We start from the raw sequence: 15457 nt of genomic DNA, 5'->3' as shown, positions 1-15457 counted from the left end.
CCTCGCCACGCCGGAGGGCTACAGTACCCGGGTTGTCAGCAAGTGATCCCGTCCCGTAGCCAGCGGGAACGGTCCGCCGGAGTGGTTGGCGCGCGCTTGCGAGTCCGCATCCAGGCGTCGGCCCGTGCGTCTCCACCGGCCGGCGCGAGTTGTTCGGTACAGGAGGACATAGATGTCCGGGACCTTGGCCGCTGACGGCGGCGCACTGTCCCTTACCGGAGCCAACGTGACGTACGTCGTCATCGCCGCGGTCATCGCGCTGGTGGCGCTCGTCTTCGCGGCCGCCCTCACCAGGGCGGTCCTGGCGGCCGGTAAGGGAACCACAAACATGCAGGAGATCTCCGGCGCGGTGCAGGAGGGCGCGTCGGCGTACCTGCTGCGGCAGTTCCGCACGCTGGCGATCTTCGTCGTGATCGCCGTCGTGCTGCTGTTCCTGCTGCCGGTGCACGACACCGACGGCAACGAAACGCTGGTGAAGCTCGGCCGCTCGGCGTTCTTCGTGGTGGGTGCGCTGTTCAGCGCGTTCATCGGCGGCGCCGGCATGTGGCTGGCCACCCGCGCCAACCTGCGGGTGGCAGCGGCCGCGCGGGAGCGCGAAGGCGGACGCGAAGGCGCCATGAAGATCGCCTTCCGCACCGGCGGCGTGGTCGGCTTCCTCACCGTCGGCCTCGGTCTGTTCGGCGCGGCGCTCGTCGTGCTGATCTACCGGGGTGACGCCCCGACCGTGCTGGAGGGCTTCGGTTTCGGCGCCGCGCTGCTCGCCATGTTCATGCGGGTCGGCGGCGGCATCTTCACCAAGGCCGCCGACGTCGGCGCCGACCTGGTCGGCAAGGTCGAGCAGGGCATCCCGGAGGACGACCCGCGCAACGCCGCCACCATCGCCGACAACGTGGGCGACAACGTCGGCGACTGCGCCGGCATGGCCGCCGACCTGTTCGAGTCGTACGCGGTCACGCTCGTCGCGGCGCTGATCCTGGGCCGGGCCGCGTTCGGTGAGACCGGCCTGGTCTTCCCGCTGATCATCTCCACCATCGGCGTGCTCGTCGCGATCGTCGGCGTCTTCATCACCCGGCTGCGCGCCAGCGACCGCAACGGCCTGACCGCCATCAACCGGGCCTTCTACCTCTCCGCGCTCATCGCCGCGGTGCTCGTCGCGATCGCCGCGTTCGCGTACCTGCCGGCCACCTTCGCCGAGCTGGAGGGCGGGCTGACCGACGTCGACCGCAACCCGCGGCTGGTGGCCATCGGCGCGGTCGTGATCGGTATCGTGCTGGCCGCCGCGATCCAGGCGCTGACCGGCTACTTCACCGAGACCAACAGGCGCCCGGTGCAGGACATCGGCAAGAGCTCGCAGACCGGCCCGGCCACCGTCATCCTCGCCGGCATCAGCGTCGGCCTGGAGTCGGCCGTCTACTCGGCGCTGCTGATCGGCGCCGGCGTGTTCGGCGCGTTCCTGCTCGGCGGCAGCTCGATCACGCTGTCGCTGTTCGCCGTCGCGCTGGCCGGCACCGGCCTGCTCACCACCGTCGGCGTCATCGTCGCCATGGACACGTTCGGCCCGATCTCCGACAACGCGCAGGGCGTGGCCGAGATGTCCGGCGACATCGACGAGCACGGCGCGCGGACGCTCACCGAGCTGGACGCCGTCGGCAACACCACCAAGGCGATCACCAAGGGCATCGCGATCGCCACCGCCGTGCTGGCCGCCACCGCGCTGTTCGGCTCGTACACCGACACGCTGCGCTCCTCGTACGAGGACGCGGGCGTGAACGACGTCGGCAACGAGATCCTCAACTCGCTCAACGTCGCCAACCCCCGCAACCTGGTCGGCCTCATCATCGGCGCCGCGGTGGTCTTCCTCTTCTCCGGCCTGGCCATCAACGCGGTGTCCCGCTCGGCCGGCGCCGTGGTGATGGAGGTACGCCGCCAGTTCCGTGAGCTGCCCGGCATCATGGACCGCACCCAGCGGCCCGAGTACGGCAAGGTCGTGGACATCTGCACCCGGGACGCCCAGCGCGAGCTGCTGACCCCCGGCCTGCTGGCCATCCTGGCCCCGATCGCTGTCGGCTTCGGCCTCGGCCCGGGCGCGCTGGCCGCGTACCTGGCCGGCGCGATCGGCGCGGGCACGCTGATGGCGGTGTTCCTGGCCAACTCCGGTGGCGCCTGGGACAACGCCAAGAAGCTGGTGGAGGACGGCGCGTACGGCGGCAAGGGCTCCGACGCGCACGCCGCCACCGTCATCGGCGACACCGTCGGCGACCCGTTCAAGGACACCGCCGGCCCGGCGATCAACCCGCTGATCAAGGTGATGAACCTGGTCTCGCTGCTGATCGCGCCGGCCGTGGTGGCCTGGAGCGTGGGCAACGACCAGAACAACCCGCTGCGCATCACGATCGCCGTGGTCGCCGCGCTGATCATCGCGGGGGCCGTGGTGTTCAGCAAGCGCAAGGGCGTGGCGATGACCGACTCGGACAGCGACGCCGGCAAGCCGGACCAGCGCCCGGAGACGGTCAACGCCTGAGGTCCACGCGACGGCTCCCGGCCGGTCCCGGCCGGCCGGGAGCCCCGTGCCCGGCAAACCTGAGCGGTGGCGGTTCCGCCCGGAGGTCGTACGCTGCAACGCATGCGTACGCGCCGGGCGGCAACCGCCGGAAAGCTCACGGTGGTCCTGGCCACGCTGGTCCTCGTCGTCGCCGGGTGCGGCGGCGGCCCGAGCCCCCGGGTCTGGGCCGCGTCGGTGTGCCAGGCGCTCACCCCGTGGCGCGCGGAGATCTCCAAGCTGACCAGCAGCACCCAGCAGCAGATGACCGCGCAGACCACTCCGGCGCAGGCCAAGGAGAACCTGGTCCGGCTCTTCGCCGGCGCCGAGCAGGCCAGCGAGACGGCCCGGCGCAAGGTCGAGGAGGCGGGCGTGCCCGAGGCCGAGCGCGGCGCCGAGGTGTCCGCCGGGTTCCTGGGGTCGCTGAGCAAGATGCGCGACGCGTACGGCCGGGCCCGGTCCGCCATCGACGGGCTCGACACCGCCCAGGCCGGCCCGTTCTACGACGGCGTGCGCGCCGCCGTGGACACGCTCAACAAGGAGTACGACGCGAGCGCGCTGGACACCAGCAAGCTCAACTCGACCGAGCTGAAAGAGGCCTTCGACGAGGTCCCGGAGTGTCGCTGACCCCTCCCACCCCGAAACCGGCCCGCCAGCCCTCGCTGTTCTCCACCGAGGCGGCCGATCCCGTGCTGGCGGATCTCGCCGGCCTGCTCGCCGGGCCGGGAGAGGTGGGGCGGATGGGCGGCACGGCCCGGATCTCCGTGGTGGTGGACGCCGCCTGGCGGGTGCACGTGCTGGTGGCGGAGCTGGGCGCCCGGGGCGTGCCGGCGAGCTGGGAGCCGACCGAGGACGGGCGGCACCGGGTGCGCACCGCGTACACGAGCATGCTGGCGCCGCTCGCGCGGGCCTGGCTGCGCGGGGCGGTGAAGCGGCCACCGGCCCGATTCCACCTGGACGGGCGGCGGCTGCGGCTCTGGGCGGCCGCGGCCGGGACGGCCGAGCCGGCCGGGTTCCGGCTGCGGCTCGGACCGGCCGACGAGCCGTGCTGGCCGGTGGTCCGCGCCGCGCTGGCGGCGGTCGGCCTGCCGGCCGCGTTCGTGGAGCCGGACGAGGGCGGGCCCGCGTTCCGGATCGGCGGGCGGCGCATGTCGCGGCTCGCCGAGTTGGTGGGGGAACGGCCGGTCACGGCGCCGGCGGCGGAGTGGCCGGGCGCGCCCGGCTGACCGTCCGGTGTCCGAACCCGGACACCCGGAGACGGCTCCGCCGGGTGTACGCGATCGTCACAGTGACACGCCTGCCGCCCTACCCACGGTGTACCGTGACGCCGTCCGGCAGGGTGCGGCCGGCGGTCGCCGGGAGAGCGGCCCGTTTGCCGCCCACGAAACCCGGAACGCGGACGGCGCGTTACGTTGGACATCCGGACCGCCCGTGGTCCGGGTGGCGCAACACGGCCCGAAGCGGGCATGGCGTAGGAGTGAGGTCGGGGAGAGACGTGCCGAGCAACGCTGGAACCACCCGTCTGGTCATCGTCGAGTCTCCGGCGAAGGCCAAGACGATCTCGGGCTACCTCGGCCCGGGGTACGTCGTGGAGGCCAGCTTCGGCCACGTCCGGGACCTGCCCCGCAACGCCGCCGACGTCCCGGCGAAGTACAAGGGTGAGCCCTGGGCGCGTCTCGGCGTCGACGTCGACAACGGCTTCCACGCGCTCTACGTGGTGTCGCCCGACCGTAAGCAGCAGATCAGCAAGCTGGTGAAGCTGGCCAAGGAGGTCGACGAGATCTTCCTGGCGACGGATGAGGACCGCGAGGGCGAGGCCATCGCCTGGCACCTGGTGGAGACGCTCAAGCCCAAGGTGCCGGTCAAGCGGATGGTCTTCCACGAGATCACCAAGCCGGCCATCCAGGCCGCGGTGGCCAACCCCCGGGAGATCGACCGCGACCTGGTCGACGCCCAGGAGGCACGGCGCATCCTCGACCGGCTCTACGGGTACGAGGTCTCGCCGGTGCTGTGGAAGAAGGTCATGCCGAAGCTGTCGGCGGGCCGGGTGCAGTCCGTGGCGACCCGGATCGTGGTCGAGCGGGAGCGCCAGCGGATGGCGTTCCGCACCGCCGAGTACTGGGACATCCTGGCCACGCTCGCGGTGGCGAAGCCGGGCGAGGGCCCGCGTACGTTCAACGCCACGCTCGTCGCGCTGAACGGTGACCGGATCGCCACCGGCAAGGACTTCGAGCCGACCACGGGTCGTGTTCGCGCCGGAGCGGGTGTCGTCCACCTCGACGAGGGCGGGGCCCGGGGACTGGCCGCCCGCCTGGCCGACCGGCCGTTCACCGTCACCCGGGTCGAGGAGAAGCCCTACCGCCGCCGCCCGTACGCGCCGTTCATCACCTCCACGCTCCAGCAGGAGGCGGCCCGCAAGCTGCGGTTCTCGTCGCAGCAGACGATGCGCACCGCGCAGCGCCTGTACGAGAACGGCTACATCACCTACATGCGTACCGACTCGGTGAACCTGTCCGAGACCGCCATCGCGGCGGCCCGCCGGCAGATCGTCGAGCTGTACGGCGAGCGCAGCGTGCCGCCGGAGCCGCGCCGCTACACCGGCAAGGTGAAGAACGCGCAGGAGGCGCACGAGGCGATCCGCCCGGCGGGCGACAACTTCCGCACCCCGGGCGAGGTGGCCAAGGAACTGTCCGCCGAGGAGTACAAGCTCTACGAGCTGATCTGGCGGCGCACCATCGCCTCGCAGATGACCGACGCGGTCGGCTCCAGCGTCTCGGTGCGCATCCGTGCCGTCTCCTCCGCCCAGGAGGAGGCCGACTTCGGGGCGACCGGCAAGACCATCACCGACCCGGGCTTCCTGCGCGCGTACGTCGAGTCCAGCGACGACGAGAACGCCGAGGCCGAGGACGCCGAGCGGCGGCTGCCCACGCTGGTCAAGGATCAGCCGCTGACCGCCGACGAGCTGGCCGCGCAGGGCCACCACACCCAGCCGCCGTCGCGCTACACCGAGGCGTCGCTGGTGAAGGCCCTGGAGGAGCTGGGCATCGGCCGCCCCTCCACGTACGCGTCGATCATGCAGACGATCCAGGACCGCGGGTACGTGACCAAGCGCGGCCAGGCCATGATCCCCACGTTCCTGGCGTTCGCGGTGATCGGGCTGATGGAGCGGCACTACCCGCGCCTGATCGACTACGACTTCACGGCCAGCATGGAGAACGAGCTGGACGAGATCGCCGGTGGCGACCACGCCGCCGTCGACTTCCTCACCTCCTTCTACTTCGGCAGCACCAACGGCACCGGCGACCAGGCCATCGCGCACGCCGGTGGCCTGAAGAAACTGGTCACCGAGAACCTCAGCGAGATCGACGCGCGCAGCGTCAACTCGATCCCGCTGTTCACCGACGACGAGGGCCGCGAGGTCGTCGTCCGGGTCGGCCGGTACGGGCCGTACCTGCAGCGGGCGCTCCCCGGCTCGGTTTCGGGCACGGCCTCGGTTTCGGGCTCGGCCTCGGGTGAGGGCGAGGGCGAGGAGGGCGGCTCGCAGGGTGACCGGGCGCCGATCCCGGAGGGCCTCGCGCCGGACGAGCTGACCCCGGAGAAGGTGCACGAGCTGTTCCTCGGCGGCGGCGGTGAGCGCAAGCTCGGCGACGACCCGTCGACCGGCGAGCCGATCCTGCTCAAGTCCGGCCGGTTCGGCCCGTACGTGGCCAGCGGTGAGCGCAAGTCGTCGCTGCTGCGCTCGCAGTCGCCGGACAGCCTCACCCTGGAGCAGGCGTTGCAGCTGCTGCGCCTGCCCCGGCTCATCGGCGTGGCCCCGGACGGCACCGAGGTGTTCGCCAACAACGGCCGCTACGGCCCGTACGTCAAGCGCGGTGACGAGTTCCGCTCGCTGGACTCGGAAGACAAGATGTTCACCGTCACGCTGGACGAGGCGCTGGCGTTGCTGGCCGCCCCGAAGACGCGCCAGCGCCGGGCCGCCGCGCCGCCGCTGCGGGAGATGGGCAACGACCCGCTCACCGAGAAGCCGCTGGTGATCAAGGACGGGCGCTTCGGGCCGTACGTCACGGACGGCGAGTTCAACGCGTCGCTGCGGCGCGGGCAGACGCCGGAGGAGCTGACGCTGGAGCAGGCGTCGGAGATGCTCGCCGAGAAGCGCGCGAAGGGCCCGGCCCCGAAGAAGAAGGCCGCAAAGAAGGCCGCCCCGGCCAAGAAGGCAACGGCGGCCAAGAAGACGACGGCCGCCAAGAAGACGACCGCGGCGAAGAAGGCCCCCGCGAAGAAGGCGGCCCCCAAGAAGGCGACCTCAACCCCGAACGAGTGATCTTGGTACGGAGTCGCCCCTGGAAGGGCGTTTCCGTACCAAGATCTCAGCCGGGCCAGCCTGCGGATCGCAGGGCGGCACGCAACTGGGTGATCACGCGGGTGGGGTCGTTGCGGACGGCCCAGGCGGGGAAGCGGAGCACCCGGTCACCGGTGGACCAGACGTCGTTCTGCCGCTGCATGTCCGCCCAGGCGGTCCTCGGGTCGAAGTGCTGCCCGCCGTCGATCTCGACGTGCACACGCCACCGCTCGAACCAGACGTCGAGGTAGCGGCGCCGCCCGGTGGCGTCTCGCCGCACGACCTGGAGAGACGGTTCGGGTAGCCCGGCCCGCCGGACTAGATCGAGGAAGTCGAGTTCGGCGAGGGAGTGGGCGCCGCCCGCCGCGTCGGTGGCGGTCGTCAGGATCAGGCGGTGGCGACGCGCCCGGGGAAGCCGTTCCAGCACCCGGTGCAGGTCGTCGCCCCAGACCAGGCGTTGCTGGAAGCCCGCCGCGATGACGGCCCGTGCCTCCTCGTCGGTCGCTGCCCACTGCGCCGCGTCGACGAGCGAGCGGGCCGGCATGGTCCGGCGGGGCCGGCCGATCGCGAGCACGTCCTCCGGCGGTAGCACTGTGGTGCGGTGGACCCGTACGCCAGGTGGTATCGCCCGGGTCTGGTGCCGGGCCGGCAGCAGCAGATGGATGAGTCGGCTCTCGTAGCGCCTGAGCCCCCAGCACTGGGCTGCGGTCAGCCCGCCCAATGTCGCGGCCGGTCCAGCCGCCAGCACCGCGATCCAGCGCCGCTCATCCGGGCCGACGGGACCGTCGTGCGTGACGTAGACCCGGGGGTGCACCTGCCGCCAGCGCCCGCTGGCGATGCGGTGCCGAATCGTCTTCTCGGACAGGAACCGCCGAGCCTGCGCCGCACCCAGCACTCGCGCCTGACGGAAGAGCAACCAGCTCAGTTCCCCCGCGTCGTCCCCCGGCATCTCCACACCGGCAACCCCACCCGAACAGCACCCGTCACGCTGCCCCTGTGGACAACCGCCGAGATCTTGGTACGAAGACGCCCCTCGATGGGCGTCTTCGTACCAAGATCTTCAGGAGCCCAGGACCTGGGTCAAGTACGGGTTCTGGAAAAGGTTGTGGGGGTCCAGGCGGGTGCGGACGGATCGGAAGTCTTCGAATCTCGGGTAGGCGGTGGCCAGCGACTCCGCATCGCGCCAGTGCAGCTTGCCCCAGTGCGGGCGGCCACCCAGCTCCGTCGCCACCTGCTCGAACGCGCGAAAATAAGGCTCGTACGGCATGCCCACGTACTGGTGCACGGCGATGTACGCGGAGTCCCGCCCGTACGAGTGGGACAGCCAGATGTCGTCGGCGGCGGTGAACCGCACCTCGACCGGGAACAGCACCTTGAACGGCAGCCGGTCCACGATCCGGCGCAGCTCGGCCAGCGCCGTGGGCAGCGCCTCGCGCGGCAGGCCGTACTCCATCTCCACGAAGCGGACCCGGCGCGGTGTGCAGAAGACCTGGTCGGAACGGCCGGTGTAGGTGCGTTCGGTGAGCGCGCGGGCGGAGACGGCACTGATCGTGGGGGCGAGGGCGGGTACGGCGCGGCCGAGGCGGCAGGCGCCGGCGAAGACGGTGTTGGAGAGGAACTCGTCGTCGAGCCAGCCGCGCCAGCCGGGCAGCGGCTGGTCGTCGGCGGGTACCCGGTCGTTGGTCTTGACCTGCACCCGGTCGGTGTACGGGAACCAGTAGAACTCGGCGTGGTCGTGCGCCTCGTACAGGCCGGGCAGGTCGCCGAGCACCTCGGCGAGCGGGGCGGGGCGTTCGTGCGCGCGCAGCACGAAGGCGTCGACGCAGCGCAGCGTGACCTCGACCAGTACGCCGACCGCGCCGAGCCCGACCCGGGCGGCGTCGAAGACGTCGCGGTTCTCCTCGGCCGAGCAGCGCAGCACCTCGCCGGTGCCGGTGACGAGCGTCAGCCCAGCCACGAAGGTGGACAGGCAGCCCAGTTTCGCCCCGGTGCCGTGGGTGCCGGTGGAGAGCGCGCCGGCGATGGTCTGGGCGTCGATGTCGCCGAGATTCGGCATCGCCAGGCCGTGCCCGGCGAGCAGTTCGTTGAGCGTGTGCAACGTCATTCCAGCCGGTACGGTGACCAGGCGGCGCGCCACATCGACGGTGACGTCTGTCTCCAGTTCGGCGAGGTCGATGCGGTGCCCGTCGGCCACAGCCGTGGCGGTGAAGGAGTGGCCGCTGCCGGTGGCCCGGACGGTCCGGCCGGCCGCGGCGGCCTGACGGACCGCCTCGACGACGTCGGAGACGCTACGCGGGCGCACGGTGAGGAGCGCGGAGCTGTGCTGGTTGCCGGCCCAGTTGGACCAGGTGGCGGTGGTACCGGTCATCGCGGCCACTCCTCGACATGAATATGAACTGAATTCATATCAGGAACGTTGTGCCTGGTAAATACCGCAATCGAGCCCGGCTCGTTGTACCGGTAGTCACAGACTCGTGACGTGCAGATATGTTCATCCGTCGAAGGGGGGTGGCGCCGAGTGTCCACACCAGCCGCCACGACCGGGCCGCTGCGTCGGGTACCGGTGCAGGGTCGAAGTGTCGCGCGGGTCCAGCGGATGCTGGACGCCTGCGCCGAGCTCGTCGACGAGGTGGGGTACGAAGGGCTGACCACGACCCTGCTCGCCGAGCGCGCCGAGGTGGCGATCGGGTCGGTGTACCAGTTCTTTCCGGACAAGCGGGCCATCGTGCAGGCGCTGACGCTGCGGACCATGGAGTCCTACCTCCAGCGGCTCGACGAGCGGTTCGCGTCGGACGATCTGACGCACTGGTGGGACGGCGTCGACGCGGCGATCGACGAGTACATCTCGATGCACCGCACCGTCCCCGGTTTCCGTACCCTGCACTTCGGCGACGTGGTCGACCTGCACCTGCTGGACGACCAGCGGGACAACAACGGGGTCATCGCGGAGCAGCTCGCCCGCGTGCTCACCGAGCGTTTCGGCCTGGCCGGGGTGCCCGACCTGCGGTTCCACCTGGAGGTCGCGGTCGAGGCGGCCGATGCCCTGATCAAGCTGGCCTTCCGCCGCCGCACCGACGGCGACGAGCGGGTGCTGGTCGAGGCGAAGGCGCTCATCCGGGAGTACCTGCACCGGCAGGTCAACGCCCCGGCCGAGGCCGTGTCCCAGGGCTGAGCGGCACGCCGAGCGGCGGGTTCCCGGGTGCGCCGGGGCCCGCCGTCGTCACGCCGGCGGCGGGTCAGAGGAAGGCGTGGCCCTCGCCCCGGTAGGTGGGCACCGTCGCGACCACCGCGTCCCCGTCGACCAGGTGCACCTCGTTGACGTGCTCGCACATCTCGCCGGCCTTGGCGTGGCGGAACCACACCCGGTCACCGACCCGCAGGTCATCCGCGGCGTCCCCGGCCAGCGGCGTCTGCACCTCACCGGCGCCCTCCGCGCCGAGCAGCTTCAGGCCGTCCGGCAGCCAGGGCCGGGGCAGCCGACTGCTCGCCGCCTGGCCGGAGGCGATCCAGCCGCCGCCGAGCACCGTCGCCAGCCCGGGCGCCGGGCGGCGGACCACCGCGCAGGCGAAGAACGCCGCCGGGGTCGGCCGCCAGGCACGGTACGCGTCGAACAGCGTCGGCCCGTACAGGCCGGAGCCCGCGGTGACCTCGGTGACCGCGGGGTCGGCGCTGGTGGCGGCCACGCTGCCGGTGCCGCCGCCGTTGACGAACTCCAGGTCGGCGTGTTCGCGTACCGCGGCGACCGCGTCCGAGCGGCGGGCCAGCAGTTCCCGGTACGACCCGCGCTGCGCGACCCGGATCGCCGAGCCGAGCACCGCCTGCCCGGGTGGCGCGTCGCCCAGACCGGCGATCTGCGCCTCGTACGACATCAGGCCGACCAGCCGGAAGCCCGGCCGGGCGGCGACGGCGGCGGCGAGCGCGCCGGCCGCCGTGGCGCTGTGCACCGGGGAGCGGCGCACGCCGACGTGCACCCGGCCCCGCAGCGGCCGCCAGGAGGCGTCCAGGTCGAGGCAGACCCGCAGCGCGGGGCGGCGCGCGGGCGGGCAGACCTGGTCGATCAGGTCGAGCTGGGCGGGGTCGTCGACCATCAGCGTCACCGCGTCGGCGAGCGCCGGGTCGGCGGCCAGTTCGGCGAGGCCGGCCCGGTGCGCCGTCGGGTACGCCACCAGCACGTCGTCGCTGACGCCGGAGCGGGCGAGCCAGACCGCCTCGGGCAGGGTGAAGGCCATCACGCCCTGCCAGCCGGGGCGGCCGAGCACGCGGGTGAGCAGCTCGCGGACCCGTACCGACTTGCTCGCCACGCGCAGCGGCTTGCCGTCGGCCCGGCCGGTCAGCGCGCCGGCGTTGGCGTCGAACGCGGAGAGGTCGACCACCGCGTACGGCGGGTCGAGGTGAGCGGTCGCCCGGTCGAGACGCTCGCGAAGTTTGTCACGGTCGATGGCCACGTCTGCACGCTAACTGTCTGGGCGAGAATGCGAAATACCCTCGCGTCTGTCCGGGCTGCGGGCGGTGGTCCCGGCGGCCTAGGCTCAGCGAGCAGGTGAATGTCGCGCAGGCCTGCTCCTCCCGCGCGACTAGAGTGTTCCACCGGGGATGCCCAAACCTGGGCCGGCACGTGGAGGTACGGCCATCGAAAGCCAGAACAACGGCGAGTCGCCCGGCGTGTCGTCGCCCGGGACAGCCGCCGACCACTCCGGCGTCGCCGCCATCCGCTCGGTGCTGCGCATCCGGCCGTTCCGCAGGCTGTGGATCGTCCTCAGCGCCGCCTCCTTCGGCGACTGGCTCGGTCTGCTCGCCACCGCGCTGTTCGCCGCCTCCCAGGTCTCCGGCAGCACCGCCCAGGGCGCCGCGTTCGGCGGTGTGACAGCGATCCGGCTGCTCCCGGCGCTGGTGCTCGGCCCGGTGGCGGGCGTGTTCGCCGACCGGTTCGACCGCCGGTGGACGATGGTCATCTGCGACCTGCTGCGCTTCGTGCTGTTCGCCTCGATCCCGCTCTACGCGCTGACCGGTGCCGCCGGCGGGCTGGTGGTCGGCTGGGCGCTGATCGCCACGTTCCTGATCGAGTCGATCACGCTGATGTGGATCCCGGCCAAGGAAGCGGCGGTTCCCAACCTCATCCCGCGTACCCGGCTGGAAGCGGCGAACCAGCTCACGCTGATCACCACGTACGGCCTCACGCCGGTGGCCGCGGCCATCGCGCTGGCCGTGCTGGACCGCGGCGTCCGCGGCGCGGTCGGCGGCGACCTGCCGAACTGGGCCGAGCCGGCCCAGCTCGCGCTCTGGTTCAACGCGTTCTCCCGGCTGGCCACCGCGCTCGTGGTGGCGTTCGGGATCAAGGAGATCAGCCACGCCCAGCGCGGCGAGGCCGAGCGCTCCGAGCAGAGCATGTTCCGGCAGTTCTCCGAGGGCTGGAAGTACATCGGCCAGACCCCGCTCGTCCGCGGCCTGGTGCTGGGCATCTTCGGCGCGTTCGCCGGCGGCGGCATCGTGGTCGGCACGGCCAAGTTCTTCGCCAACTCGCTCGGCGCCGGTGACGCCGCGTTCTCGCTGCTCTTCGGCGCGATCTTCGTCGGCCTGGCGCTCGGCATCGGCCTCGGTCCGATGATCGTGCGGGACATGTCCCGCCGCCGCTGGTTCGGCATGAGCATCGTGCTCGCCAGCGCCTCGGTGCTGGTGCTCGCGTTCGCCATCCACCTGTCGATGGCCATCCTCGGCGCGATCCTGGTCGGCGCGGGCGCCGGCATGGCGTTCCTGGCCGGCACCACGCTGCTCGGCGGCGAGGTCGCCGACGAGGTACGCGGCCGGGTCTTCGCGGTGGTGCAGATCGGCACCCGGCTGGTGCTGATCCTCGCCATCGCGCTCAGCAGCCTCCTGGTCGGCGTCGGCGGCTCCCGCCAGCTCACCATCGCCGACCTGGGCATCTCCATCTCCTCGACGCGCCTGCTGCTGCTCGCCGCCGGCGCGGCCGGCATCATCGCCGGCATCAGCGCGTTCGGCCAGATGGACGACAAGAAGGGCGTGCCGGTCCTCGCCGACCTGTGGGGCTCGATCCGGGGCCGCCCGCTGATGCCGGCCGAGCCGTTCGTCTCCAGCGGTCTCTTCGTGGTCTTCGAGGGCGGCGAGGGCGCCGGCAAGTCCACCCAGCTCGCCGTGCTCGCCGAGCGCCTGCGCGCGCAGGGGCGGGACGTGGTGGTCACCCGCGAGCCGGGCGCCACACCGGTCGGTGAGCGGATCCGCTCGCTGGTGCTGGACACCGGCACGGACGAGGCGCCGTCGCCGCGCGCCGAGGCGCTGCTCTACGCCGCCGACCGGGCGCACCACGTCGCGACCGTCGTCCGCCCGGCGCTCGTGCGTGGCGCGGTGGTGATCAGCGACAGGTACGTCGACTCGTCGCTCGCCTACCAGGGCGCCGGCCGGACGCTTCCGGTGGACGAGGTCTCCTGGCTCTCGTCCTGGGCCACCGGTGGGCTCAAGCCCGATCTGGTGGTGCTGCTCGACGTCGAGCCGCGTACCGGCCTGAGCCGGGTGGAGACGCGCAACGAGGGGGCCGACCGGCTGGAGGCCGAGTCGCTGACGTTCCACGAGCGCGTCCGGTACGCCTTCCTCGACCTGGCCGCCGGTGACCCGAAGCGTTACCTCGTGCTCGACGCGTCCCGGCCGGTGGACGAGATCGCCGACGCGGTGGCCCGCCGGGTGGGTGAGCTCCTCGCCGACCCGGGCGGGATCGTGCACCCGCGTCCGGCGCAGGGCCCGGACACCTCGGTCCAGCCCGAGTTATCCGACGCGGAGCTGGTGACGATGGAGCAACCCCGAAGATGACCGACGTCTTCGGCGATCTGGTCGGGCAGGACGAGGCGGTGGACACGCTGCGGCGGGCCGCCGCCTCGGCCGCCGCGCTGCTGCGCGCCGCCGTGCCCGTCGCGGCCGGCGCGCCGGCGGGCGGGTACGACGACCTCGACGCGCTCGCCGAGGAGCTCGACGGCACCGACGCCGACCCGCCTCCGGCACCCGCCGCTGAAGCCGATCCCGGCGCCGGGATGACCCACGCCTGGATCTTCACCGGGCCGCCCGGATCCGGCCGGTCGGTGGCCGCCCGCGCGTTCGCCGCCGCCCTGCAGTGCGTGCACGGCACCGGATGCGGCAGCTGCCCCGGCTGCCACACCACGCTCACCGGCACGCACGCCGACGTACGCCTCGTCGTCCCGGACGGGCTCTCCATCGGTGTCGGCGAGATGCGCGCGCTGGTGCTCAGGGCGGCGAGCACCCCGTCCGGCGGCCGGTGGCAGGTAGTGATCATCGAGGACGCCGACCGGCTCACCGAGGCCGCCGGCAACGCGCTGCTCAAGGCGATCGAGGAGCCGCCGCCGCGTACCGTCTTCCTGCTCTGCGCCCCGTCCACCCACCCCGACGACATCTCCGTGACCATCCGGTCGCGCTGCCGCGTCGTACCGTTGCGCCAGCCGCCACCGGCCGCGGTGGCCGAGGTGCTGGTCCGCCGGGACGGCATCGCGCCGGACGTGGCCGAGTGGGCCGCGGCGGCCGCGCAGGGGCACGTGGGCCGGGCCCGGCGGCTGGCCCGCGACCCGGAGGCCCGGCAGCGGCGCGACGCGGTGCTGGCCGTGCCGCGCCGGCTGACCGGCGTGGGCGCGGCGTTCGACGCCGCCTCGGCGCTGATCGAGGCCGCCGAGGCGGAGGCCGCCGCCTCGGTCGTCGAGATCGACGAGGCGGAGCGTACGGCGTTGCAGACCGCGCTCGGCGCGGGCGGCACCGGCCGGGGCGCGGCCGGCGCCATGCGCGGCGCGGCCGGCCAGCTCAAGGACCTGGAAAAACGGCAGAAGTCGCGGGCCACCCGTGCCCAGCGGGACGCGCTCGACCGGGCGCTGGTCGACCTGGCCGGGTTCTACCGCGACGCGCTCACCATGGCGTTGCGGGCGCCGGTCGCCCCGGTGCACACCGACACCGCGGCGCTGGCCGGCGCGGGCGCGCAGAAGTGGGACGCCGAGGGCTCGCTGCGCCGCCTGGAGGCGGTGCTGGAGTGCCGGGCGGCGATCGAGGCGAACGTCAAGCCGCGAATCGCGGTGGAGGCGATGATGCTCGCCCTCTGGCGCGGCTGACCCACGCCCGCTCCACGCTGTCCACAGGGCATCGACACGCGCGATTGGCGTGCGGTACGGTCCCCGGTGATGCCGCCGTGATCGAGGCGGCACGCTCAGTGATGTTGGGGCCGACCGGCCGGGAGGAGTCCGCCGATGCCGCGGGGCGAGATCGACGAGGCCTGGATCGAGGAGGCGGTGCGGCGCTACCGCCGCATCGAGAACCTGCAGGCCGAGTTCGACCAGGCGGTGGCCACTGTCGAGGTCACCGTCCGCTCGCCCGACGGCCTTGTCGAGGTGGTGGTGACAGCCGGTGGGCGCATCACCGACGTGCGTTTCCTCGGGCCGCTGCACCACCGCAGCCCACGTGACGTGGCCGGGTCGGTGCAGGCGGCGGTCACCGCCGCCGCCGACGCGGCGCAGTGGGCGCGGGAGAAGCTGCACAACGAGACGTTCGCGGCCTACCGGCCGCTGGCGGGAGCCTGA

At 72.6% G+C, this 15457-nt stretch carries 11 protein-coding genes; 8 read left to right on the top strand and 3 right to left on the bottom strand.

Annotation, left to right across the window (positions count from 1 at the left end):
• The first annotated feature begins 172 nt into the window (after positions 1-172).
• From O7542_RS23860 to topA, 4 genes are all read left to right on the top strand, one after another.
• Positions 173-2521 carry a sodium-translocating pyrophosphatase gene (locus O7542_RS23860; RefSeq protein ID WP_043327240.1) on the top strand — a complete coding sequence of 783 codons (2349 nt, stop codon included), beginning with the start codon at positions 173-175 and terminating at the stop codon, positions 2519-2521.
• Between the two features lie 102 nt (positions 2522-2623).
• The gene (locus tag O7542_RS23855; RefSeq protein ID WP_043327238.1) at positions 2624-3166 is read left to right on the top strand and encodes a hypothetical protein; all 543 of its coding nucleotides are present in this window, start codon (positions 2624-2626) and stop codon (positions 3164-3166) included.
• Complete coding sequence (locus O7542_RS23850) at positions 3157-3765, top strand: hypothetical protein (RefSeq protein ID WP_166455717.1); 609 nt, start codon at positions 3157-3159, stop codon at positions 3763-3765. Before O7542_RS23855 ends, O7542_RS23850 begins: the two co-directional genes overlap by 10 nt.
• Positions 3766-4034: 269 nt before the next feature.
• Positions 4035-6860 (top strand): type I DNA topoisomerase, encoded by a 2826-nt coding sequence (gene topA, locus O7542_RS23845; RefSeq protein WP_166455718.1) that lies wholly within the window; start codon positions 4035-4037, stop codon positions 6858-6860.
• A 46-nt stretch (positions 6861-6906) separates the two neighbouring features.
• On the opposite strand, the gene O7542_RS23840 is transcribed toward topA, so the two are convergent.
• Both O7542_RS23840 and O7542_RS23835 read right to left on the bottom strand, forming a co-directional pair.
• The gene (locus O7542_RS23840; RefSeq protein WP_069088098.1) at positions 6907-7827 is read right to left on the bottom strand and encodes a DUF559 domain-containing protein; all 921 of its coding nucleotides are present in this window, start codon (positions 7825-7827) and stop codon (positions 6907-6909) included.
• Between the two features lie 111 nt (positions 7828-7938).
• Entirely contained in the window at positions 7939-9255 is a 1317-nt protein-coding gene (locus O7542_RS23835; protein WP_281605233.1) for a D-arabinono-1,4-lactone oxidase, read from the bottom strand.
• Positions 9256-9474: 219 nt separating this feature from the next.
• Between O7542_RS23835 and O7542_RS23830 the strand changes: the two genes are divergently transcribed.
• The gene (locus tag O7542_RS23830; RefSeq protein WP_073826205.1) at positions 9475-10050 is read left to right on the top strand and encodes a TetR family transcriptional regulator; all 576 of its coding nucleotides are present in this window, start codon (positions 9475-9477) and stop codon (positions 10048-10050) included.
• Between the two features lie 64 nt (positions 10051-10114).
• On the opposite strand, the gene O7542_RS23825 is transcribed toward O7542_RS23830, so the two are convergent.
• Positions 10115-11323 (bottom strand): amino acid deaminase/aldolase, encoded by a 1209-nt coding sequence (locus O7542_RS23825; protein WP_210884349.1) that lies wholly within the window; start codon positions 11321-11323, stop codon positions 10115-10117.
• Between the two features lie 217 nt (positions 11324-11540).
• On the opposite strand from O7542_RS23825, the gene tmk reads away from it, so the two are divergent.
• The 3 genes from tmk (at position 11541) to O7542_RS23810 (ending at position 15457) form a co-directional block, all read left to right on the top strand.
• The gene (gene tmk, locus O7542_RS23820) at positions 11541-13697 is read left to right on the top strand and encodes a dTMP kinase (protein WP_233514596.1); all 2157 of its coding nucleotides are present in this window, start codon (positions 11541-11543) and stop codon (positions 13695-13697) included.
• Positions 13694-14992, top strand: coding sequence for a DNA polymerase III subunit delta' (locus O7542_RS23815; protein WP_064448456.1), 1299 nt, complete (start codon positions 13694-13696; stop codon positions 14990-14992). Before tmk ends, O7542_RS23815 begins: the two co-directional genes overlap by 4 nt.
• Before the next feature lie 135 nt (positions 14993-15127).
• Positions 15128-15457, top strand: a complete 330-nt coding sequence (locus tag O7542_RS23810) for a YbaB/EbfC family nucleoid-associated protein (protein WP_013473591.1) — start codon at positions 15128-15130, stop codon at positions 15455-15457.

This window comes from Micromonospora sp. WMMC264, from assembly GCF_027497275.1.
Lineage (GTDB): Bacteria > Actinomycetota > Actinomycetes > Mycobacteriales > Micromonosporaceae > Micromonospora > Micromonospora chalcea.
This window is presented reverse-complemented; position numbering and strand designations above follow the sequence as displayed.

Bases quoted from the DNA above. Each gene is read 5' to 3' on its own strand.
- O7542_RS23860 (WP_043327240.1), top strand. From the start codon at position 173: ATGTCCGGGACCTTGGCCGCTGACGGCGGCGCACTGTCCCTTACCGGA.
- O7542_RS23855 (WP_043327238.1), top strand. From the start codon at position 2,624: ATGCGTACGCGCCGGGCGGCAACCGCCGGAAAGCTCACGGTGGTCCTG.
- O7542_RS23840 (WP_069088098.1), bottom strand. From the start codon at position 7,827: ATGCCGGGGGACGACGCGGGGGAACTGAGCTGGTTGCTCTTCCGTCAG.
- O7542_RS23830 (WP_073826205.1), top strand. From the start codon at position 9,475: ATGCTGGACGCCTGCGCCGAGCTCGTCGACGAGGTGGGGTACGAAGGG.
- O7542_RS23815 (WP_064448456.1), top strand. From the start codon at position 13,694: ATGACCGACGTCTTCGGCGATCTGGTCGGGCAGGACGAGGCGGTGGAC.
- O7542_RS23810 (WP_013473591.1), top strand. From the start codon at position 15,128: ATGCCGCGGGGCGAGATCGACGAGGCCTGGATCGAGGAGGCGGTGCGG.